The 22,932-nt window shown below is 67.6% G+C and carries 15 protein-coding genes and 6 tRNA genes; 17 read left to right on the top strand and 4 right to left on the bottom strand.

What is annotated here, in order from left to right; genetic code table 11:
- Window positions 1–37: 37 nt before the first annotated feature.
- The 11 genes from folC to AC0IZS_RS28935 all read left to right on the top strand — a co-directional run bounded on the left by folC (window position 38) and on the right by AC0IZS_RS28935 (window position 6,822).
- A complete protein-coding gene (folC, locus tag AC0IZS_RS28985) occupies window positions 38–1,366 on the top strand; it encodes a bifunctional tetrahydrofolate synthase/dihydrofolate synthase (RefSeq protein WP_471638841.1) in 1,329 nt (442 codons plus the stop codon).
- A gap of 24 nt (window positions 1,367–1,390) precedes the next feature.
- Complete coding sequence (locus AC0IZS_RS28980) at window positions 1,391–2,290, top strand: SPOR domain-containing protein (protein WP_471638840.1); 900 nt, start codon at window positions 1,391–1,393, stop codon at window positions 2,288–2,290.
- A gap of 28 nt (window positions 2,291–2,318) precedes the next feature.
- The gene (locus tag AC0IZS_RS28975; RefSeq protein ID WP_471639595.1) at window positions 2,319–2,807 is read left to right on the top strand and encodes a CvpA family protein; all 489 of its coding nucleotides are present in this window, start codon (window positions 2,319–2,321) and stop codon (window positions 2,805–2,807) included.
- Window positions 2,808–2,879: 72 nt separating this feature from the next.
- Complete coding sequence (purF, locus tag AC0IZS_RS28970; protein WP_471638839.1) at window positions 2,880–4,385, top strand: amidophosphoribosyltransferase; 1,506 nt, start codon at window positions 2,880–2,882, stop codon at window positions 4,383–4,385.
- 214 nt (window positions 4,386–4,599) lie between these two features.
- Window positions 4,600–6,024 (top strand): glutamate--tRNA ligase, encoded by a 1,425-nt coding sequence (gene gltX, locus AC0IZS_RS28965; protein ID WP_471638838.1) that lies wholly within the window; start codon window positions 4,600–4,602, stop codon window positions 6,022–6,024.
- A 99-nt stretch (window positions 6,025–6,123) separates the two neighbouring features.
- Window positions 6,124–6,199 (top strand) — tRNA-Ala (locus AC0IZS_RS28960).
- A gap of 36 nt (window positions 6,200–6,235) precedes the next feature.
- Window positions 6,236–6,311 (top strand) — tRNA-Glu (locus tag AC0IZS_RS28955).
- Window positions 6,312–6,369: 58 nt separating this feature from the next.
- Window positions 6,370–6,446 (top strand) — tRNA-Asp (locus tag AC0IZS_RS28950).
- A 45-nt stretch (window positions 6,447–6,491) separates the two neighbouring features.
- Window positions 6,492–6,567, top strand: a tRNA-Ala gene (locus AC0IZS_RS28945).
- Window positions 6,568–6,618: 51 nt separating this feature from the next.
- Window positions 6,619–6,694 (top strand) — tRNA-Glu (locus tag AC0IZS_RS28940).
- 51 nt (window positions 6,695–6,745) lie between these two features.
- Window positions 6,746–6,822, top strand: a tRNA-Asp gene (locus AC0IZS_RS28935).
- A gap of 274 nt (window positions 6,823–7,096) precedes the next feature.
- Here the strand turns inward: AC0IZS_RS28935 and AC0IZS_RS28930 are convergent.
- Window positions 7,097–7,732 carry a YbhB/YbcL family Raf kinase inhibitor-like protein gene (locus AC0IZS_RS28930; RefSeq protein WP_471638837.1) on the bottom strand — a complete coding sequence of 212 codons (636 nt, stop codon included), beginning with the start codon at window positions 7,730–7,732 and terminating at the stop codon, window positions 7,097–7,099.
- A gap of 77 nt (window positions 7,733–7,809) precedes the next feature.
- Window positions 7,810–8,712 carry a LysR family transcriptional regulator gene (locus AC0IZS_RS28925; RefSeq protein ID WP_471638836.1) on the bottom strand — a complete coding sequence of 301 codons (903 nt, stop codon included), beginning with the start codon at window positions 8,710–8,712 and terminating at the stop codon, window positions 7,810–7,812.
- Window positions 8,713–8,896: 184 nt separating this feature from the next.
- On the opposite strand from AC0IZS_RS28925, the gene AC0IZS_RS28920 reads away from it, so the two are divergent.
- From AC0IZS_RS28920 to paoC, 5 genes are all read left to right on the top strand, one after another.
- The gene (locus AC0IZS_RS28920; RefSeq protein ID WP_471638835.1) at window positions 8,897–10,042 is read left to right on the top strand and encodes a Bug family tripartite tricarboxylate transporter substrate binding protein; all 1,146 of its coding nucleotides are present in this window, start codon (window positions 8,897–8,899) and stop codon (window positions 10,040–10,042) included.
- Entirely contained in the window at window positions 9,972–11,033 is a 1,062-nt protein-coding gene (locus tag AC0IZS_RS28915) for a serine hydrolase domain-containing protein (protein WP_471638834.1), read from the top strand. Before AC0IZS_RS28920 ends, AC0IZS_RS28915 begins: the two co-directional genes overlap by 71 nt.
- A gap of 120 nt (window positions 11,034–11,153) precedes the next feature.
- Window positions 11,154–11,810: an aldehyde dehydrogenase iron-sulfur subunit PaoA gene (gene paoA / locus AC0IZS_RS28910; protein ID WP_471638833.1), complete on the top strand. Its 657-nt coding sequence runs from the start codon at window positions 11,154–11,156 to the stop codon at window positions 11,808–11,810.
- Window positions 11,807–12,757, top strand: a complete 951-nt coding sequence (locus AC0IZS_RS28905) for an FAD binding domain-containing protein (protein WP_471638832.1) — start codon at window positions 11,807–11,809, stop codon at window positions 12,755–12,757. The genes paoA and AC0IZS_RS28905 overlap by 4 nt, the downstream gene beginning before the upstream one ends.
- 3 nt (window positions 12,758–12,760) lie before the next feature.
- Window positions 12,761–14,968 carry an aldehyde oxidoreductase molybdenum-binding subunit PaoC gene (gene paoC / locus AC0IZS_RS28900; RefSeq protein ID WP_471638831.1) on the top strand — a complete coding sequence of 736 codons (2,208 nt, stop codon included), beginning with the start codon at window positions 12,761–12,763 and terminating at the stop codon, window positions 14,966–14,968.
- Between the two features lie 11 nt (window positions 14,969–14,979).
- Here paoC and AC0IZS_RS28895 read toward each other — a convergent pair whose 3' ends face one another.
- On the bottom strand, window positions 14,980–17,571 hold the full coding sequence (locus tag AC0IZS_RS28895) for a [protein-PII] uridylyltransferase (protein WP_471638830.1): 2,592 nt from the start codon (window positions 17,569–17,571) through the stop codon (window positions 14,980–14,982).
- A gap of 81 nt (window positions 17,572–17,652) precedes the next feature.
- Window positions 17,653–18,468, bottom strand: a complete 816-nt coding sequence (map, locus tag AC0IZS_RS28890; protein ID WP_057203586.1) for a type I methionyl aminopeptidase — start codon at window positions 18,466–18,468, stop codon at window positions 17,653–17,655.
- 412 nt (window positions 18,469–18,880) lie between these two features.
- On the opposite strand from map, the gene purL reads away from it, so the two are divergent.
- Window positions 18,881–22,888 (top strand): phosphoribosylformylglycinamidine synthase, encoded by a 4,008-nt coding sequence (gene purL, locus AC0IZS_RS28885; RefSeq protein ID WP_471638829.1) that lies wholly within the window; start codon window positions 18,881–18,883, stop codon window positions 22,886–22,888.
- Window positions 22,889–22,932 lie beyond the last annotated feature (44 nt).

Genomic DNA, 22,932 nt, shown 5'->3' with positions numbered 1-22,932 from the left:
GTGTGTGACCGTGGGCTCGGCGACAATCGCGGCCTGTATGCACACCAATAATATCGACACCCTGGACGGCTGGCTGCAGCACTGTGAGCAACTGCACCCGCACAACATCGACATGGGCCTGGACCGGGTCAGCAAAGTGGCCCGCCGCATGGCGCTGCGCTTCGACTGCCCGGTGATCACCGTGGCGGGCACCAATGGCAAGGGATCCACCTGTGCCATGCTGGAGGCCGTGGGCCTGCAATCGGGCTACCGCACGGGGGTCTACACCTCGCCCCACCTGGTGCATTTCGAAGAGCGCTGCCGCGTGCATGGTGAAATCGTGGCCGCCGCCGACCTGGTGCCGCACTTCGCCGCGGTGGAGGCGGCCCGCGTGCAGGGTGGCGAAGCCATCTCGCTGACCTATTTCGAGTTCAGCACCCTGGCCATCCTGCGGCTCATGAGCCAGGCGCGCCTGGACCTGGCCATCCTCGAGGTCGGCCTGGGCGGGCGGCTCGATGCGACCAACATCATCGACGCCGACTGCGCCATCATCACCAGCATCGATATCGACCACACCGAATTCCTGGGCAAGGACCGCGAAAGCATCGGCCGCGAGAAGGCCGGCATCATGCGCACCGGCCGCCCGGTGATCGTGAGCGATCCCATGGCCCCGCAGAGCGTGGTGGACCATGCCACCGAGATCGGCGCCGACCTGTGGCGTTCGGGCCGCGACTTCAACGTCTCGGGCGACAAGCAGCAGTGGAGCTGGGCCGGCCGGGGCCGGCGCTACGCGGGCCTGGCCTACCCCTCGCTGCGCGGCGCCAACCAGCTGGTGAACGCCGCCGGCGTGCTGGCGGCCTTCGAGGCGCTGCGCGAGCGCATTCCCGTGACGGCCCAGGCCGTGCGCACGGGCATGGCCATGGTGGAGCTGCCCGGGCGCTTCCAGATCGTGCCGGGCGAGCCCACGCTGGTGCTGGACGTGGCGCACAACCCGCATTCGGTGGCGGCCCTCACGGCCAACCTGGACGCGATGGGCTTTTTCCCCACCACGCACGCCGTGTTCGGGGCCATGGCGGACAAGGACCTGGCCACCATGCTGGCCAGGGTGGGCCCGCTGGTGGACCGCTGGTACTTCACCAGCCTGCCCACGCCCCGGGCCGAGACGGGCGCGGCGCTGCAGCAGAAGTGGAATGCCCTGCAGATGGTGGCCGGCGGGCGCCGCGAGGTGGCCACCAGCGTGTACCAAGACCCCATGCAGGCACTGCAGGCGGCCGTGGCGGCGGCAGGCCCCGCTGATAGAATCGTGGTCTTTGGCTCGTTCTTCACGGTGGGCGGGGTATTGATCAACGGAACGCCCCGCCTGCACGCCAAACATCTGGGCGCGTAAGCACCCCGCACGAGTCGCAACTCCATGGCATTTTTCAAGTTTCGGTGGCCCGGTCAGAGTGAACCCGCACCGGCCGACAAGCCGGCCAAGCGCTCGCGCGCAGCGCCCCCGGCCGAAAGCATCGAAGCGATGCGCCGGCGCGCGCGCCACCGCCTGATCGGCGCGGCCGTGCTGGTGGCCCTGGGCGTGGTGGGCTTTCCGCTGCTGTTCGACACCCAGCCGCGCCCTGTCGCGGCGGACATCCCCATCGAGATCCCTGATCGCAACAAGACCGCGCCCGTGGTCGTGCCCGCCCCTGCGGCCGCGCAGGCACCGGCGCCTGCGCCCGCGCCAGCCTCTGCCGCCGTGGCACGCCAGGCGGCGCCAGTGACTCCCCCCGTCCCGCCGTCCGGCAGTCGCACCGCCTCGCAGGGCCAGGGCAATGCCGGCAATGGCCTGAGCGAAGGCGAAGAGATCATCGCCAGCCCCAAGCCCGCGCTGGTGCCCAAGCCGCCCGTGGTGGCGGCCGCACCCAAGCCGGAGCACAAGCCCGAACCGAAGCCCGAGCCCAAGCCGGCCGTGGTGGCCGCCACGCCAGCGCCCGCGCCGGTGGCGCCGGCGCGTGCCAACGACGAAGCTGCCCGCGCCCGCGCACTGCTGGAAGGCCGCACCGCGGCGCCAGCCGTCGCGGCCGCCGCCTCGGCCAGTGCCGAGGATGCCCGTTTCATCGTGCAGGTGGGGGCGTTCGCCGATGCGGACAAGGCCCGTGAGGCGCGCACCAAGGTGGAGCGCTCCGGCCTCAAGACCTTCGTGCAGGTGGTGGATACCAAGGACGGCAAGCGCACCCGGGTGCGTGTGGGGCCCTTCAACAACCGCGCCGATGCGGACAAGGCCGCCGGCAAGATCCGTTCGCTGGAACTGTCGGCGTCGGTGCTGACGCTCTGATGTGATGCCGGAGCAGGCTGCGCCGCTGATGGCCGCGCTGGACTGGGTTTTCGTGGCCGTGCTGCTGGCCTCCATGCTGATGGGGGCCTGGCGCGGTCTGGTGTATGAGGTGCTGTCCCTGGTGGGCTGGGTGGCGGCTTTTTTTGTGGCGCAGTGGCTGGCCGACGATGTGGCGGCGCTGCTGCCCATGGGCGAATCGGCCGCCGGCCTGCGGTATGCGGCGGGCTTTGCCCTGGTGTTCATCGGCGCGGTGTTCGCGTGCGGGTTCCTGGCCTGGTTGGCCAAGAAGCTGGTGGAATCGATCGGCCTGCGCCCGGCAGACCGCACCCTGGGGGCGGTCTTCGGGGTGCTGCGGGGCATGGTGCTGCTGCTGGCCGTGGCCGTGGTGGCCGGGCTCACGCCCCTGCACGAGGCCGCCTGGTGGCAGGAATCGCGGGGCGCGCCGGTATTGGCCCAGGTGCTCGAAGGGTTGAAACCGGCGCTTCCGGAAGAATTTACGAGGCACTTGCCTTCGTGAGGCGGCAACGGCCAGAAGCTGTTGTCGTGGGTTTGCAGCGGGGATGTTCCCGCAAACGGATGGAAACGAACTATGTGTGGAATCGTCGGCGTCGTCAGTACCGCGCCCGTCAATCAGTTGATCTATGACGCCTTGCTGCTGCTGCAGCACCGGGGCCAGGATGCCGCCGGCATCGTGACCCAGCAGGGCCGCAAGTTCTTCATGCACAAGGCCAAGGGCATGGTGCGCGACGTGTTCCGCACGCGCAACATGCGGGCCTTGCCCGGCAATGTGGGCCTGGGCCAGGTGCGCTACCCCACCGCCGGCAATGCCTACAGCGAGGAAGAGGCCCAGCCCTTCTACGTGAACGCGCCCTTCGGCCTGGTGCTGGTACACAACGGCAACCTGACCAATGCCCAGACGCTGCGCACGGAGCTGTTCCAGACCGACCACCGCCACACCAACACCGACAGTGACTCGGAAGTGCTGCTCAACGTGTTCGCGCACGAACTCGAGCGTGCCACCGCCGGCGTGCCGCTGCAGCCCCAAAATGTGTTCGACGCCGTGCGTGCCGTACACAAGCGCATCAAGGGCTCGTACGCCGTGATCGCCATGATCGCCGGCCACGGCCTGCTGGCCTTCCGCGACCCGCACGGCATCCGCCCGCTGGCGATTGGCCGCAGCGCGGACGGCAACGTCATGGTGGGCAGCGAATCGGTGGCGCTGGAAGGCACCTCGCATGTGTTCGAACGCAACATCGAACCCGGCGAAGCCGTGTTCATCACGCTCGACGGCACCGTGCATTCGGCCCAGTGCGCCGAGAACCCGCAGCTCAACCCCTGCATCTTCGAGTTCGTGTACCTGGCACGCCCTGATTCGGTGCTGGACGGCATCTCGGTCTACCAGGCGCGCCTGAACCTGGGCGAGGCCCTTGCCAAGCGCGTGGTCTCCACCGTGCCGCCCAACGAGATCGACGTGATCATCCCGATCCCCGAGTCGAGCCGCCCCAGCGCCACGCAACTGGCGCACCTGCTGGGCGTTCCGTACCGCGAGGGCTTCGTGAAGAACCGCTACGTGGGCCGCACCTTCATCATGCCAGGGCAGGGCGTGCGCAAGAAGTCCGTGCGCCAGAAGCTCAACGTGATCGCCAGCGAGTTCAAGGGCCGCAACGTGCTGCTGGTGGACGACTCCATCGTGCGTGGCACCACCTCGCGCGAGATCGTGCAGATGGCGCGCGACGCCGGTGCCCGCAACGTCTACCTGGCCAGTGCCGCGCCACCGGTGCGCTACCCCAATGTGTACGGCATCGACATGCCCACCAGCAGTGAATTGGTGGCCCATGGCCGCACGGTGGAAGAGATCCGCCAGGTCATCGGCTGCGACGCCCTGATCTACCAGGACGTGGATGGCATGAAGCGCGCCATTGGCTCGCTCAACAAGGCTATCGTCGGCTTCGACGCATCGTGCTTCGACGGCACCTATGTGACCGGCGACATCACTGCCGAGGACATCGCGCGCCTGAACGAAGGCCGCGTGGGCGTGGAAGAGAACGAGGAAGACACCTCGCGTCTGGCGCTTCCCAACGCTCAAGACGCCTGAGCGCACTGAATGCAGCCTCGGGCGAGGCTGCATTCCTGCCTGGCAACCAATTCGTGGGCGCACCGATGAAACGGGGCGCCCATGCCGTTTGAGGAGCGCGGAACCGGGCGCAAAACCGGCGCCCGTGGCGCGGCACTTATCATTACCGGCATCGACCGCCGCCTTCGCACCTGCTTGACCGCGGCAGGGCAGGGCGGCCCACCCAGCAAGACCTATGACCGACCAGAACAACACCCCCGCCACCGGCCGCGTGCGCACGCGCTTTGCGCCGTCCCCCACCGGCTTCATCCACCTGGGCAACATCCGCTCGGCCCTGTACCCCTGGGCCTTCGCGCGTGCCATGGGCGGCGACTTCATCCTGCGCATCGAAGACACCGACGTGGAGCGCTCCAGCCAGGTCGCGGTGGACGTGATCCTGGAAAGCATGGAGTGGCTGAGCATGCAGCCCGACGAGGGCCCGTTCTACCAGATGCAGCGCATGGACCGCTACCGCGCCGTGCTCGAAGACCTCAAGGCCACCGGCCTGGTCTACCCCTGCTACATGGGCATCGCTGAACTCGATGCCCTGCGCGAAGCGCAGATGGCTGCCAAGGAAAAGCCGCGCTACGACGGCACCTGGCGCCCCGAGCCCGGCAAGACCCTGCCGGCCATCCCCGAAGGCGTGCAGCCCGTGCTGCGCTTCAAGAACCCGCAGGGCGGCGTGGTCGCCTGGGACGACAAGGTCAAGGGCCGCATCGAGATCAGCAACGACGAACTCGACGACCTGGTGATCGCGCGCCCCGACGGTACGCCCACCTACAACTTCTGCGTGGTGGTGGACGACATCGACATGGCCATCACCCACGTGATCCGCGGCGACGACCATGTGAACAACACGCCGCGCCAGATCAATATTTTCCGCGCCCTGGGCAAGGAGCCGCCGGTCTACGCCCACCTGCCTACCGTGTTGAACGAGCTGGGCGAGAAGATGAGCAAGCGCAACGGCGCCAAGCCCGTGACGCAGTACCGCGACGAGGGCTACCTGCCCGACGCCATGGTCAACTACCTGGCCCGCCTGGGCTGGAGCCACGGCGACGACGAGATCTTCAGCCGCGCGCAGTTCCTCGAATGGTTCAACCTCGATCACCTGGGCCGCAGCGCCGCGCAGTTCGACGAGGCCAAGCTGCGCTGGGTGAACGCACAGCACCTCAAGGCCATGGACGACGAGGCCCTGGCCGCCCTGGTCGCGGCCCAACTGGAAAAGCGCGGCTTGGCCGCCGCCGACCTGGCCGATGGCCGCCTGCCGCGCATCTGCGCATTGTTCAAGGACCGCTGCGACACCACGGTGGCGCTGGCCGACTGGGCCCAGGTGTTCTATGGCGACGTGACGCCGAACGATGCGGAACTCGCCCAGCATGTGACCGAAGCCATCCAGCCGGCCATCGCCGCCCTGGCCGAAGCGCTGGCCACCTGCGAATGGAACAAGGCTGCCATCAGCGCCGCCTTCAAGCAGGTGCTGGCCGCACACGGCCTGAAGATGCCGCAACTGGCCATGCCGGTGCGCGTGCTGACGGTGGGCACGGCCCATACGCCGTCGGTCGATGCGGTGCTGGAATTGATCGGACGCGAAAAAATTGGCGTTCGTTTGCAAAACCGCTAAAAACCTGTCTATAATTTGAGTCTCTGATGAAGACGACATACACAGTGTGAATGAAGTCGGAAAGAGCGGTCTGGGAAGGTATTTCCAGCCGCACCAAGTGGGGGTATAGCTCAGCTGGGAGAGCGCTTGCATGGCATGCAAGAGGTCATCGGTTCGATCCCGTTTACCTCCACCACCTTCCATCAGAACCGTTCGCAAGTTCCAAGGTTTTGACCCTATCGTCTAGAGGCCTAGGACATCACCCTTTCACGGTGAGTACCGGGGTTCGAATCCCCGTAGGGTCGCCAAGTTGTAGCGCTTGGCTTGTGAGGTGGCAACACCGCTGCAAGCGAAAGCTGCCTGCCAGGAGTGGTAGTTCAGTTGGTTAGAATACCGGCCTGTCACGCCGGGGGTCGCGGGTTCGAGTCCCGTCCACTCCGCCAGTTTATTGCCGTTGCATGTCGGTTTGATGATATGCAAGGGCCTGTGGGGGTATAGCTCAGCTGGGAGAGCGCTTGCATGGCATGCAAGAGGTCATCGGTTCGATCCCGTTTACCTCCACCACGGTTTTGATCGGGTTGGTTGAGTCAGTCAGTCGGTTAGCTCCAAGGTTTTGACCCTATCGTCTAGAGGCCTAGGACATCACCCTTTCACGGTGAGTACCGGGGTTCGAATCCCCGTAGGGTCGCCAAGTTGTAGCGCTTGGCCTGTGTTGAAGAATGCAGGCGAAAGCTATCTACCAGGAGTGGTAGTTCAGTTGGTTAGAATACCGGCCTGTCACGCCGGGGGTCGCGGGTTCGAGTCCCGTCCACTCCGCCAGTATCAAAGGGTTACGTCAGCAATGGCGTAACCCTTTTTTCGTTCTGCCCGGGTATTGATCTGGCCCGGATCGGGTGGCTGTGCCGGCAGGTATTGCGGGGCGTTTTTCGCCGATTTACCGGCAAGGCCCTGTTCGGCGGGATGCCAGCCGTGGGCGACGGGCGGCAGGGCGCTCGCACCGCCCCTGCCCTGGGTGACGAACGGCCGAGTGCCGTTCGTTCGCAAAGCCCGGGCTGGCAACCAAAGCCTGCGTCGGCGCCATCCACAAGGTCGCTCAGCCGACCGAGACCGCAGGGTTGAGGCTGTACAGCCCCGTGATGCTGGCTTTGCCGAGCACCGGGGCAGTGGCCAGCGCCGCGCGCACGTTGGCTCCGGTCAATGGGCCCGCGACCGCGAGGGTCGGCGCGGCCAGGGCATAGACGGTGAAGACGTAATGATGCACCAGCGTGTCGTTCCACGGTGGGCAGGGGCCGTCATAGCCGTAGTAGTCGCCCTTCATCTGTTCGTCGCCCGCGAACCAGCCGGTGTAGTCGTTGATGCCGTGGCGTGCGCCGCCGGGTGCGGCGGGGCCAGGCTTGCCGCGCGGCGTTACGCCGTCGGAGTGGCTGCCTGCTGCGATCTGCCGGGTGTCGGCTGGCAGGTCGAGCAGCAGCCAGTGGAAGAAGTCCACGCGCGGCAGCGCTGCGGGCACTTCGCGGCCCTCCTGGTTCACGTCGTCGCCGCGGCTGGGCACGTCCGGGTCGTGGCAGACCACCACAAACGACTGCGTGCCCTCGGGCGCGCCGCTCCAGGCGAGGTGCGGATTGCGGTTGGACGACAGCGCGACGTGCGTGGCGGCGTCCGGCACCGCGAACGCGAATTCGCCTGGGATCGCCTGGCCGTCCTGAAAGCTCTGGCTGCTGAGTTGCATGGTGTGTGTCCTGGGTTGGGGGCGAGGGAATGTGCTGCTGCCGAATTCTAGAGACATGCGGCGCCACAGAAGTGCCATCAGCGGTCGTGCATGCGCTGTGCGCAAAAGTCACGCGCCACCTTCAAGGCGGGCGCTTCGGTGATGCCTTCGAGCGTGACGAAGGCGAACTGCGAGCTCAGCTGCAACGGGCGGCTCAGCCTGAGTTCTGCCAGTTCACCCCGGTCGATGAGCGAGCGGGCGACCTCGATGGTGCCCAGGAACACGGTATCGGTGGTGCGCACCACGTCGAGCAGGCATGCCACTTCGTCCGACTGGAGCTGCACGGCTTCGCTGAAATGCGCGGGCTGGCCGAAGTGCGCGTTGAGGCTGTGTACGGCTTCGTTGCTCAGGCCTGTGCCCGCCAACGGGTACCCACGCAGTTGGGCGAACGACACCTGGGCCACACGGTGCAGGGGATGGCCGCTGCGGCAGACAAAACCCAGGCGCATTTCGGGGAACAGGTCCACGTGCAGGTCGCCCGCCGGGGGCAGCGTGCGCCGGTGGACCACCAGCGCATCCAGAGCCCGGGCGCGCAGGCTCTGCAATTGCAGCTCTGCCGGACCGCTGGAGAGCTGGACCTTGATGCGCGGATGGTGCGCCAGCATGTGCTGCAACAGCGGCACGGCCAGCATCGCCGTCGGCGCGGGCCCGAGGCCGAGCTTCACGGTGCCGATCTGCAAGTCCGCCAACAGGCTGGCACTGCGCTTGAGCTCGGACAGCTCCAGCCCGATGCGCCGGGCCCGCGCCGCAACCAGAACACCGAGCGGCGTGAGCTGCTTGCGCTTGCCGGAGCGCTCGATGAGCGGGGCGCCCAGCTCGTCCTCCATGGCCAGGATGCTGCGGCTGAGCGCGGGCTGCGTGAGGTACAGCTGCTCGGCCGCGCGGCTGAAGGAGCCCGTTTCGGCGACGGCGAGCAAGTGCTCGAACTGCTGGAGGTTCATGCAACAGCCTCGGGTTTTATGAGGGTGGGTAATGGTATTTCAAATAATTATGCATTGGACGTTCTGCCAGCCGCTGCATAGCATCGCCCTGCATCCACTCACTGCAAAGGCGCGCACCATGGTTTCACATCCTCTTTTTTCCGGGCTGGCGATGGGCCTCGCTGGCCTGGCGGTCTTCGCCGCCATGCCCCTGCAGGCGCAGCAGGCCTATCCGTCCAGGGCCATCACGGTGGTGGTGCCGGTGGCCGCAGGCGGTGCCGCCGACGGCCTGGCAAGGGCCTGGGCGGACCACCTGGGCAAGTCGCTCGGGCAGCCCGTGGTGGTTGACAACAAGCCCGGTGCCAATGGCGGCATTGCGGCCAGCTACGTCGCCAAGCAGCCCGCGAACGGCTACACCCTGCTGTTCGGCAGCACGTCGAACATGTCGCTCAACCGCTTTTCGTACAAGACGCTGGCCTACGACCCGGTGAAGGATTTCGACCCGGTGCTCATGCTGGCGGGCACGTCGCAGGTGCTGGTGGCCAACCCGGCGTCCGGCATCAAGTCGCTGGACGACCTTGTCAGGCTGGCCCGGGCCAAGCCCGATTCGCTCAACTACGGGTCCGCCGGCAAGGGCAATTCGACGCACCTCAACGTCGAGTTCCTGGCGCAGCACTATGGCCTGCAGATGACCCACGTGCCCTACAAGGGCGCGGCCCCGGCCATGGTCGGGCTGATCGGCGGCGAGATCCAGGTCACGGCCGATGCCATCACCAGCGTCGTGCCCCAGGCCAAGGGCGGCAAGGTGGTGCCGCTGCTGGTGTTCGGCAGCCAGCGCTCACCGGCCTTGCCGAACGTGCCCACGGTCTATGAAGCCGGGCTCAAGGACTTTCCTGCCGGCGGCTGGTATGGGTTGATGGTGCCCAAGGGCACACCCAGAAGAGGTGGTGGCGCTGCTGAATGCCGAGACGAAGAAATTCTGGGCCGACCCGACCGTCAAGGCCCGCATGGACGCGCTGTTCATGGACCCGCCGACGGCCCTGGGCCCCGAAGCGGTGGCCAGGACCATGCAGGACGAGGCCCTGGTATGGGGCCCGATCATCCAGCGGCTGGGCATCCAGAACGAGTGAGCACCCTCCATGCAGCGCAATACCGTGTCCGACATGCATTCCTCCCTTCCCATCGATGCGGCTCCCACCGCGCAAGCCCGGGTGCATCTGCCGCGCAGCGAGGACTTCCTGCTCTGGTCGCCCCCCCTGCAGGCCTATGGCTACCGCATCGTGGACCAGCTCTTCGCCACGCGCACCATCCGGCGTGGCCCAGTCGCCAGGCCTGTTGTGCGTGGCCGTGAACTGCAGCTGCGCTATGCCCACGCGGGCGAGCCGCGCACGGTCGGGGACTTCATGGACCGCAACAGCGTGGCCGGCCTGCTCGTGATCCGCGATGGCCAGGTGGTGCTGGAGCGCTATGGCCTGGGGCTGCAGCCCGGCGAGCGCTGGAGCACCATGTCCACCGTGAAGTCGATGACGGCGCTGCTGGTGGGGGCCGCGGTGCGCGACGGCGCCATCGGCAGCGTGGACGACCCGGTGGTGCGCTACCTGCCGCAGATGCAGTCATCCGGCTACGCCGAGGTCACCGTGCGGCAGCTGATGACCATGTCCTCGGGCGTGGCCTGGTCCGAGGTCTACACCGACAAACAGTCCGATGTGAATCGCTACAGCAAGTCGCTTGCGGACAAGGTGCCGGGCGGGGTGCTGCGCATGCTGCAGGCCGTGCCCCCGCAGCATGCACCCGGCAGCACCTGGCACTACAACACGGGCGATACCTACCTGCTCGGCTGTGTGCTGTGCGCGGCCACGGGGCAGACCCTGGCGGACTACCTGTCCGCGCGCCTATGGCAGCCCTGCGGCATGGAAGACGATGCCTACTACACGCTCGAATCGGAGGGCGGCCAGGAGATCGCGGGCAGCCGCGCGGGCATGTCGCTGCGCGACATGGGGCGGCTGGCCTCGCTGGTCGCTGCGGACGGGGTGCAGGATGGCGAGGCCATCCTGCCGCCGGGCTGGGTGGACGCCATGGCCACGCGCGCCTTCGACATCCCGGAGGCGTTCCATCCTTCCAGGCTGTCGCTGGGGCTCACGGGCTACGGCTTTGGCTGGTGGCTCACCGATGACGGCGCCATGGTGGCCATGGGCCATTCGGGCCAGCGCATCTACATCCACCGCGCAGAGAAGCTGGTGGTGGTGAACCTCGCGGTCTACCCCGAGCCGCGCTACGTGGGCGCGCACGAGCACGACCGGGATGCGGAGCTGCACAGCTTCATCCAGGCCTGCAGGGCCTGACCCCGTGCGGTCTCCTGGACAGGGCGGGGCCTTGTCCTACAGGAAATCAGGACACGGCCGCCATGGTGCGGCAGGCTGCAGCGCCCAGCATGCATTGATCCGCCCCCACAGGACAAAAACATGCAACAAGCGACTGCGCTGCCGATCTCCCGGCGCGATCTGCTGATCGTCGGCGCCGCTTCCGGCGCGGCGACGGCGGCCATGCCTGCCGACGCCCAGACACCGGCGGCCACCCAGCCGCCCGGTGCCACGGTTCCCACTCCCATGGCCAAGGTCACGTTCATCGTGAACAGCCAGCCGCGCGAGCTAGAGCTGGACACCCGCACCACGCTGCTCGACGCCTTGCGCGAGCACCTGCAGCTCACCGGCACCAAGAAGGGCTGCGACCATGGCCAGTGCGGCGCCTGCACGGTGATGGTGGATGGCCGGCGCATCAACGCGTGCCTCACGCTGGCCGTGATGCACGAAGGCGCGCAGGTCACCACCGTGGAAGGCCTGGGCACGCCGCGCAACCTGCACCCCCTGCAGGCGGCCTTCGTGAAGCACGATGGTTACCAGTGCGGTTACTGCACGCCGGGCCAGATCTGCTCTGCCGTGGGCATGCTCGACGAGATCCGCCGCGGCATCCCCAGCCATGTGAGCGCCGACCTCACGGCGCGGCCGCTGCTGTCGCCCGATGAATTGCGCGAGCGCATGAGCGGCAACATCTGCCGCTGCGGCGCCTATTCGAACATCGTGGATGCCATCACCGAAGTGGCTGCGGGAGCGAAAGCATGAAGCCCTTTACCTACGAACGCGCCCTGTCCCCCGCAGAGGCGGCTGCCGCCGTCGAACGCGTACCCGGCGCCAGGTTCATCGCCGGCGGCACCAACCTGCTGGACCTGATGAAGCTGCAGATCGAAAATCCCGTACACCTGGTGGACGTGAATGCATTGCAGCTCGACCGGGTCGAGCCCACGCTGGACGGCGGCCTGCGCATCGGCGCCCTGGTGCGCAACACCGACCTGGCCGCGCACGAGCGCGTGCGGCGCGACTATGCCGTGCTCTCGCGCGCATTGCTGGCCGGTGCCTCGGGCCAGTTGCGCAACAAGGCCACCACGGCCGGCAACCTGCTGCAGCGCACACGCTGCCCCTACTTTTACGACACCCACATGCCCTGCAACAAGCGCCAGCCCGGCAGCGGCTGCAGCGCCATCGGCGGGGTCACACGCCAGCACGCGGTGATCGGCACCAGCCCGGCCTGCATTGCCACGCACCCGAGCGACATGGCGGTGGCGCTGCGCGTGCTCGACGCCAGGGTGGAAACCGTGCGCGGCGACGGCCGCACGCGCGTGATCCCCATCGCCGACTTCCACCGCCTGCCCGGTACCACGCCGCATGTGGAGACCGTGCTGGCCCCCGGGGAACTCATCACCTCGGTGACGCTGCCCCGGCCGGTGGGCGGCACCCATGTCTACCGCAAGGTGCGCGACCGCGCCTCGTATGCCTTTGCCCTGGTGTCGGTGGCGGCCATCGTGCAGCGCAACGGCACGGGCCGCGTTGCACTGGGCGGTGTGGCCCACAAGCCCTGGCGCGTGGAGGCGGCCGAGGCGGAGCTGCCCAATGGTGCCCGGGCCACGGCGGCCAAGCTGCTGGCCGGTGCCCAACCGGGGCACGACAACGCTTTCAAGATCATGCTGGCCGAGCGCACCCTGGCGGCCGTGCTGGCGCAGGCAAGGAGCTGACGCATGAAATTCGACACCCCCGCCACCACCAACCCCATCGACCAGCTGCGCGTCATCGGCCAGGCCACCGACCGCATCGACGGGCCGATGAAGACCAGCGGAACGGCACCCTATGCCTATGAACGCCATGACGCAATCGCCCGCCCGGCCTATGGCGTGGTGGTCGGCGCCGCGATCGCCAAGGGCCGCATCGAGTCCATGGACCTGCGCGCCGCGCAGGGCTCGCCCGGCGTGATCACCATCGTGACGGCCAAGACGGCGGGCACCCTGGGCCAGGGCCAATTCAACACCGCCAAACTGCTCGCCGGACCCGAGGTGCAGCACTACCACCAGGCCATCGCCCTGGTGGTGGCCCACACCTTCGAGCAGGCGCGCGCGGCCGCGCAATTGGTAAAGGTGCAGTACACCCGCACGCCGGGCCAGTTCGATCTGGCTGCAGCCCGCCCTTCTGCGCAAAAGCCGCCCGAGCAGGACGGCTCGCCTGCGGACACGCGCAAAGGCCATTTCGACAAGGCCTTCGACGCCTCGCCGGTGCAGCACGATGCCACCTACACCACGCCCGACCATTCGCACGCCATGATGGAGCCGCATGCCACCACGGCGGCCTGGACCGGCGACAAGCTCACCGTCTGGACATCGAACCAGATGGTGGACTGGAGCGTGGGCGACCTGGCCAAGACGCTGGGCATCCCCAAGGACAAGGTGCGCCTGGTCTCGCCCTTCGTGGGTGGTGGCTTCGGCGGCAAGCTCTTCATCCGTGCCGACGTGCTGCTGGCTGCCCTGGGCGCCAAGGCGGCGCGCCAGCCTGTGAAGGTGGCGCTGCAGCGGCCCCTGATCGCCAACAACACCACGCACCGCCCCGCGACCATCCAGCGCATCCGCATCGGCGCGGCCAAGAACGGCAAGATCAGCGCCATCGCGCACGAGAGCTGGTCGGGCGACCTGCCGGAGGGCAAGCCCGAGACGGCCGTGAACCAGACGCGGCTGCTCTATGCCGGTGCCCACCGCATGACGGCCACGCGCCTGGCGGTGCTCGACCTGCCCGAGGGCAATGCCATGCGCGCCCCGGGCGAAGCGCCGGGCATGATGGCGCTGGAGATCGCCATGGACGAGATGGCCTACAAGCTCGGCATCGACCCGGTGGAGTTGCGCGTGATCAACGACACCCAGGTGGACCCTGAAAAGCCCGAGCGTCCCTTCTCGCAGCGCCAGCTCATCGAGTGCTTGCGCACCGGCGCCCAGCGCTTCGGCTGGAGCCAGCGCCGGACCGAGCCGGGCCAGGTGCGCGATGGCCGCTGGCTCGTCGGCTTGGGCGTGGCGGCGGCGTTCCGCAACAACCTGGCGATGAAATCCGGCGCGCGCGTGCGGCTCGGCCAGCGCGGCGTGGTCACGGTGGAAACCGACATGACCGACATCGGCACGGGCTCGTACACCGTCATTGCGCAGACGGCCGCCGAAATGCTGGGCGTGCCGGTCAGCAAGGTCATGGTGCGGCTGGGCGATTCGGCGTTTCCGGTGTCTGCCGGTTCGGGCGGGCAGTGGGGCGGCAACTCGTCCACAGCCGGGGTGTATGCCGCCTGCGTGAAGCTGCGCGAAGCCATTGCGCAAAAGCTGGGCATGCCTCCCGAGGCGGCCCAGTTCGCCGATGGCATGGTGCGTGCGGGCGAGCGCTCTGTGCCGCTGGCCGACGCGGCGGCCGATGGCGAGCTCGTGGTCGAGGACAGCATCGAATACGGCGACCTGCAGAAGAAGTTCCAGCAATCGACCTTCGGCGCGCACTTCGTGGAGGTGGGCGTGGACGTGGCCACCGGCGAAATCCGCGTGCGCCGCATGCTGGCCGTGTGCGCCGCGGGCCGCATCCTGAATCCCAAGTCCGCGCGCAGCCAGGTCATCGGCGCCATGACCATGGGCGTGGGCGCCGCACTGATGGAAGACCTGGCCGTGGACAAGCGCCAGGGCTTCTTCGTCAACCACGACCTGGCCAGCTACGAGGTGCCGGTGCATGCCGACATTCCGCACCAGGAGGTGGTCTTCCTGGACGAGACCGACCCCACCTCATCGCCCATGAAGGCCAAGGGCGTGGGTGAACTCGGTCTGTGCGGGGTGGGTGCGGCCATTGCCAACGCCATCTTCAACGCCGCGGGTGCGCGCGTGCGCGACTATCCCGTCACGCTGGACAAGCTGCTCGACAAGTTGCCAGCGGTGGCCTGAAGGCCTGAACCTCAGGCGCTCAATTCGCGCAGCAGCTCGGTTTCGATCTGGATCTGCCGCGCATTGTTCTGCAGCTCCGGTCCCTGCACCAGGAAGGTGTCTTCCACCCGCTCGCCCAGGGTGCTCACCTTGGCCAGCTGCACGCTCAGGTGGTGCTGGGCCAGTACACGGGCCACCAGGTAGAGCAGGCCGGCGCGGTCGCTGGCCGAAATGGCCAGCAGCCAGCGCTGGGCCTTTTCGTCGGGGCGCAGGGTGACGCGCGGGGCGATGGGGAAGCTCTTGACCCGGCGCGAAACGCGCTTGCGCGTAGGCTCGGGCAGCGGGCCGCCTTCCTCGATCACATGCACCAGGTCGCTCTCCACCATGTGGGTCAGTTCGCGGTAGTGGCCGGCCTGGTCGTCGGCCACGATCTGGAAGGTATCGAGCGCATGCTGGTTGTTGGCCGTGTGCACGCGCGCGTCCAGGATGCTGAAGCCCGCGCGGTCGAAGTAGCCGCAGATGCGCGCGAACAGGTCCTCCTGGTCGGGCGCGTAGACCATCACCTGCAGGCCATCGCCTGCCAGTGACTGGCGCGCGCGCACCACGGCGCGTGGCGCACCCACGTGGCGCGACAGGTGGCGCGTGTGCCAGGCGATGTCGGCGGCCTCGTGGCGCATGAAATAGCTCACGTCCAGCGTGGCCCACAGGGCCTTGTGCGCCTCGAAGGGCAGGGCGCTCAGCGCCAGCAGCACCAGGGCCTCGCGCTTGCGCGCCTCGACTTCGGCGGCGGCATCGGGCGCGCGCCCGCCCAGGGCGCGCAGCGTGGCGCGGTACAGGTCTTCCAGGAGCTTGCCCTTCCAGGCGTTCCACACCTTGGGGCTGGTGCCGCGGATGTCGGCCACCGTGAGCAGGTACAGCGCCGTGAGGTAGCGCTCGTTGCCCACGCGCTTGGCGAAGGCGGCGATCACGTCCGGGTCGCTCAGGTCTTCCTTTTGCGCGATGCGGCTCATGGCCAGGTGCTCGCTGACCAGGAACTCGACGAGCTGGCCGTCTTCGCGGTCCACCTTGTGCTGGCGGCAAAAGCGCCGCACTTCCATGGCGCCGATCTGCGAATGGTCGCCCCCGCGGCCCTTGCCGATGTCGTGGAACAGCGCGGCCAGGTACAGCAGCCAGGGCTTGTCCCAGCCGCCGGCCAGCTGCGAGCAGAAGGGGTACTCGTGTGCGTGCTCGGCCATGAAGAAGCGGCGCACGTTGCGCAGCACCATCAGGATGTGCTGGTCCACCGTGTAGACGTGGAACAGGTCGTGCTGCATCTGCCCCACGATGCCGCGAAACGCCCACAGGTAGCGCCCCAGCACCGAGGTCTGGTTCATGAGCCGCATGGCATGCGTGATGCCGGCCGGCTGCTGCAGGATGCGCATGAAGGCGGCGCGGTTCACCGGGTCGCTGCGAAAGGCACCGTCCATCACGCCGCGCGCGTTGTACAGGGCCCGCAGCGTGCGCGCCGACAGGTCCTTGAGCCCCACCGTGGTCTGGTAGAGCAGAAAGGTCTCCAGGATGGCGTGCGGGTCCTTGAGGTACAGGTCGTCGCTGGCCACCTCGATCAGGCCCGATTTTTCGAAGAAGCGCTCGTTGATGGGGCGCAGTTCGTGGGCCGAGGGGTTGAGCGCCTCCTCGATGTTGAGCAGCAAAATCTGGCTGAGCTGCGAAACCGCCTTGGCCGCCCAGTAGTAGCGGCGCATCATGGCCTCGCTGGCGCGCATGGGCAGGCGCGAGCCATCGGGCGCCTGCGAGCGGTAGCCGAAGGATTCGGCCACGGCGGTCTGCAAATCGAACACCAGCCGGTCTTCATGCCGGCCGGCGGCCGCATGCAGGCGCGCGCGGATCAGGCACAGCACGGCCTCGTTGCGTTCGATCTGGCGCACCTCGAAGGCCGTGGCCATGCCGTTGGCGGCCAGTTCCTTCCAGGTGCTCCCCAGGCCCGCAGCGCGCGCCACCCACAAAATCATCTGCAGGTCGCGCAGGCCGCCGGGCGACTCCTTGCAATTGGGCTCCAGCGCGTAGGGGGTGTTCTCGTACTTGTTGTGGCGCTGGCGCATCTCCAGCGTCTTGGCCACCAGGAAGGCCTGCGGGTCCATCTGCTCCAGGTACCGGGCCTGGAAGCGGGCAAACAGCTCGGTGCTGCCGCAGATCTGCCGCGCTTCGAGCAGCGAGGTCTGCACCGTCACGTCGGCGGCCGACTCGGCCAGGCATTCGGCAATGGTGCGTACGCTGGAGCCGATCTCCAGCCCCGCATCCCAGCAGCTGCCGATGAAGCCTTCGAGCTGGGCGCGCAGCACGCTGCAGCCATCGGCCGCGCGGTCGTCGGGCAGCAGCAGCAGCACATCCACGTCGGAATACGGGAACAACTGGTCGCGGCCAAAGCCGCCCACTGCCACCAGGGCCAGGTCAGGCGGCAGCTCGGCCCGGCGCCACAGCTCCTGCAGCAGGCTACCCGCCAGGGTGGAAAGCTTGCGCAGCAGCACGCGGATGCCGCGCGTGGACGCGCCCGTGGCCTGGATGGAGGCCATCAGCGCCGCCTTGTCGCGGCGGTAGGCGTCCCGAAGGGCGTGGATTTCGGTCATGGACGATAGGGGCGTTGCAGTCGATATGGCCATGCAGTGTTCCACGCAAGAGTCGTGCGCAGCGGGGTTCCCGCTGACTTTTTATGTCTTTGTGGCGGTCACAAAGGACGGCAGCGGCGGCGAGCCGGCCGACAGCGTCATCACCTCATAGCCCGTCTCGGTGACCAGCACCGTGTGCTCCCACTGGGCCGAGAGGCTGTGGTCCTTGGTGACGATGGTCCAGCCGTCGTTGCCGTGGTCTTTCACCTCGCGGCGGCCGGCGTTGATCATGGGCTCGATGGTGAAGACCATGCCCGGCTTGAGTTCGTCGAGCGTGCCGGGCTTGCCATAGTGCAGCACCTGGGGCTCTTCATGGAAGCGCTGACCGATGCCGTGGCCGCAGAACTCGCGCACGATGGAAAACCCCAGGCCTTCGGCAAACTTCTGGATCGCGTGGCCGATGTCACCCAGGTGGGCGCCGGGCTTGACCTGCACGATGCCATGCCACATGGCGTCGAAGGTCACCGCGCACAGGCGCTTGGCGGCGATGGAGGTCTCGCCGATCAGGTACATGCGGCTGTTGTCGCCGTACCAGCCCTCCTTGGTGATCACGGTGACGTCCACGTTCACGATATCGCCCTTCTTGAGGGGCTTGTCGTTCGGGATGCCATGGCACACCACGTTGTTGACCGAGGTACACAGCGACTTGGGGTAGGGCGGGTAGCCCGGTGGCTGATAACCCACCGTGGCCGAAATCGTGCCCTGCTGGACCATGCATTCGGCGGCCAGCCGGTCGATCTCGTTGGTGGTGATGCCGGGCTTGATGTGGGGGGCGATGTAGTCCAGCACTTCAGACGCCAGGCGGCAGGCCACGCGCATGCCCTCGATGTCCTGTGCAGTTTTGATGGTGATGCTCATGCAGGGATTATCCCATTGCGGTGAAGAACCTGTTCACGATCTCGCAGGGGATCGCGTTGGAGCGCAATCGGGATGAGTGGATGCTTCGGATGCGCCGCATGGGCTCGTGCCCATGCAAGCAGCCGGGGCGTCCAATCGCCCGATTTCGCTCCAACCCTTCGGGCAGCGGCCTTGGCGGGCGGTCTGCGGCGTTGCGGCGCTTGTTGATAGCCGGGCTATCAACTGCGCACCGCGCCTAGCATCCCATCCCGCCAAGGCCGCTGCGCGACCCCTGGGAGATCGTGAACAGGTTCTTATGCCGCATGGGGCGCAGCGCCGCCGGTTAAAATGGAAGGCTAACCGCCACCAAGCCTGCGTTTTTCGGATGGCGGCGGCGCCCACCGTACCCCTCACACCCCAACAGGCCGCTACCGTGACCTTGCACATGACCACGCTGGCGGGCGGCAACGCCCTCAGCACCTTTCGCGCCCAGCAACTCCAGCCTGCCCTCGAGGCCATCCATCCAAAAATCACTGGCATCGCTGCGCGCTTCGTGCACCTGGTGGCCACCGATGCGGCGCCGTCGCCTGCCGATCAGGAGCGTCTGGCGGCCCTGTTGACCTACGGCGACCCCTACGCCGGCCCCGAAACCGGTGCCGTCATCGTCGTCACGCCGCGCCTGGGCACGCTCTCGCCCTGGGCCTCCAAGGCCACCGACATCGCGCGCAACTGCGGCATCGCCATCCGCCGCGTGGAGCGCATCACCGAGTACCGCGTGGCCCTCAAGCCCGGCCTGCTGGGCGGCACGCCCGAGCTGAGCGCCGACCAGGTGGCCCAGGTCGCGGCCCTGCTGCACGACCGCATGACCGAATCGGTGGTGGCCGACCGCAGCGGCGCCGCAGCCCTGTTCACCGAACTGCAGCCCGCGCCCATGGAGCATGTGGATGTGCTGGGCGGCGGCCGCGCCGCGCTGGAGGCCGCCAACACCCGCTTCGGCCTGGCCCTGGCCGAAGACGAGATCGAATACCTGGTCAACGCCTTCACGGGCCTGGCGCGCAACCCGAGCGACGTCGAGCTGATGATGTTCGCCCAGGCCAACAGCGAGCACTGCCGCCACAAGATCTTCAACGCCGAGTTCACCATCGACGGCGTGGCGCAGGACAAGAGCCTGTTCGGCATGATCCGCAATACCCACCAGCTGGCGCCCCAGCACACGGTGATCGCCTATTCGGACAATGCCTCCGTCATGGAAGGCCACACCGTCGAGCGTTTCCTGGCGCGAATGGGCGATGCCGGCACGGTGGGCTACGCCAAGAGCGAAGCCACCCAGCACGTGCTGATGAAGGTGGAAACGCACAACCACCCCACGGCGATCTCGCCCTTTCCCGGAGCCTCCACCGGCGCGGGCGGCGAGATCCGCGACGAAGGCGCCACCGGCCGGGGCTCCAAGCCCAAGGCGGGCCTGACCGGTTTCACCGTCTCCAAGCTCTGGGGCAGCGAGGTCGGCAAGCCCGAGCACATCGCCAGCCCGCTGCAGATCATGGTCGAAGGCCCCCTGGGCGGTGCAGCCTTCAACAACGAATTTGGCCGGCCCAACCTGCTTGGCTACTTCCGCGAATACGAGCAGACCGTGGGCGTCAAGGATGACGCGGTGGTGCGCGGCTACCACAAGCCCATCATGATCGCGGGCGGCGTGGGCGTGATCGACGCGGGCCTCACCAAGAAGATCGAATTTCCCGCCGGTTCCTTGCTGATTCAGCTGGGCGGCCCCGGCATGCGCATCGGCATGGGCGGCAGCGCGGCCAGCTCCATGGCCACCGGCACGAATGCGGCCGAACTGGACTTCGACTCCGTGCAGCGCGGCAACCCCGAGATCGAGCGCCGTGCGCAGGAGGTCATCAACCACTGCTGGGCGCAGGGCGATGCCAACCCCATCCTGGCCATCCACGACGTGGGTGCGGGCGGCCTGTCCAACGCCTTCCCCGAGCTGACCAACGACGCCGGCCGCGGCGCGCGCTTTGACCTGCGCGCCGTGCCGCTCGAAGAATCGGGCATGGCGCCCAAGGAAATCTGGAGCAATGAAAGCCAGGAGCGCTACGTGCTGGCCATCGCCCCCGGTTCGCTGGCCCAGTTCCAGGCCTTTTGCGAGCGCGAGCGCTGCCCCTTTGCCGTGATCGGCACCGCCACCGAAGAGCGCCAACTGGTGCTGGACGACACGGCCGTGGCCAGTGGCGACCAGAAGAGCCCCGTGGACATGCCCATGAATGTGCTCTTGGGCAAGCCGCCCAAGATGCACCGCGACGTGACCACGGTGGAGCGCCAGTTCGCGCCCATGGACCTCACCGGCGTGCCCCTGCAAAAGGCCGTGATCGACGTGCTGGCCCACCCCACGGTGGCGTCCAAGCGCTTCCTCATCACCATTGGCGACCGCACGGTGGGTGGTCTGTCGCACCGCGACCAGATGGTCGGCCCCTGGCAGGTGCCGGTGGCCGACTGCGCCGTGACCCTGGCCGATTTCAAGGGCTTTGCCGGCGAGGCCATGAGCATGGGCGAGCGCACGCCGCTGGCGGCCATCAACGCCCCCGCATCGGGCCGCATGGCCGTGGCCGAAGCCATCACCAATCTTCTGGCCGCGCCCATCGAGCTGCCGCGCGTCAAGCTCAGCGCCAACTGGATGGCCGCCTGCGGCGAACCCGGCGAAGACGCCGCGCTGTACGCCACGGTGAAGGCCGTGGGCATGGAGCTGTGCCCGGCCCTGGGCGTGTCTATCCCCGTGGGCAAGGATTCGCTGTCCATGCGCACGCAGTGGCAAGAAGGTGGCGACAAGAAGAAGGTCACCTCGCCCGTGAGCCTGATCGTGAGCGCATTCGCCTCGCTGGCCGACGTGCGCGGCACGCTCACCCCGCAGCTCGATGCCACCGAAGCGGACACCACCCTGGTGCTGGTGGACCTGGGCAAGGGCCAGAGCCGCATGGGCGGCAGCATCCTGGGCCAGACGCTGGAGCAGAGCGGCGACGTGGTGCCCGACCTGGATGACCCGCAGGACCTGGTGAACCTGGTCAACGCCGTGAACGCGCTGCGCGCCAAGGGCCAGATCCTGGCCTACCACGACCGCAGCGACGGGGGCTTGCTGGCGGCCGCGGCCGAGATGGCCTTTGCCGGCCATGTGGGCGTGTCGCTCAACGTGGACCTGCTGGTCACCGAGGGCGACGGCATCAGCGACAGCCGCATGGAAACTGGCGACGCCAAGAACTGGGCCTCCCAGGTCAGCGCGCGCCGTGAAGAACTGACGCTCAAGGCGCTGTTCAACGAAGAGCTGGGCGTGCTGCTGCAGGTGCGCACCGCCGAGCGCAACGAGGTGATGCAGCTGCTGCGCGAGCACCACCTGTCGCGCTTCAGCCACTTCGTGGGCAAGACGCGCCCCGTGTCCTCGCCCATCGACGCCGGCAAGGGCGAGCTGCAGGTCTGGCGCGATGCCAAGGCCGTGTTCAGCGCGCCGCTGGTTGACCTGCACCAGGTGTGGGACGCCGTGAGCTGGAAGATCTGCCAGCAGCGCGACAACCCTGCCAACGCCGATGCCGAGCACGCCGCTGCCGGCGCCGCGGCCGACCCCGGCATGCACATACACCTGAGCTTCGACGCGGCCGAGAACGTGGCCGCGCCCTACCTCAACCTGGCGCGCCCCAGGGTCGCCATCCTGCGCGAGCAGGGCGTCAACTCGCACATCGAGATGGCCTACGCCTTTACCGAGGCGGGTTTCGAGGCCTACGACGTACACATGACCGACCTGCAGACCGGGCGTGCCCAGCTGGCGGACTTCAAGGGCGTGGTCGCCTGCGGCGGCTTCAGCTATGGCGACACCCTGGGTGCCGGCATCGGCTGGGCGCGCAGCATCACCTTCAACCCGGTGCTGGCCGAGCAGTTCCAGGGCTTCTTCGGCCGCACGGACACCTTCGGCCTGGGGGTGTGCAATGGCTGCCAGATGTTTGCTGAGCTGGCCGATATCATCCCCGGTGCGCAGGACTGGCCGCGCTTCACCACCAACCAGAGCGAGCGCTTCGAGGCCCGCCTGTCGATGGTGGAGGTGCTCGAATCCCCGAGCTTTTTCTTCCAGGGCATGGCTGGCAGCCGCCTGCCGATCGCCGTGGCGCACGGCGAGGGCTACGCCAACTTCCGCTACCGGGGCAATGCCGACAAGGCGATTGCCGCCATGCGCTATGTGGACAACCACGGCGCGGCCACCGAGCAGTACCCTTTCAACCCCAACGGCAGCGCGGGTGGGCTTACCGCTGTGACCACGGCCGATGGCCGCTTCACGGCCATGATGCCGCATGCCGAGCGCGTGTTCCGCAACGTGCAGATGAGCTGGACCAGCGAAGACCGCAGCCAGCTGAGCCCGTGGATGCGCATCTGGCGCAATGCCCGCAAGTGGGTGGGCTGATCGCTGGCATGGCCGAAAGGCCGTAACCACGATCAAGACGGGGC

It is taken from the genome of Acidovorax sp. AC410, from assembly GCF_979253235.1.
The sequence above is the reverse complement of the archived record's forward strand: the minus strand, read 5'-3'. Positions and strand labels throughout refer to the sequence as shown.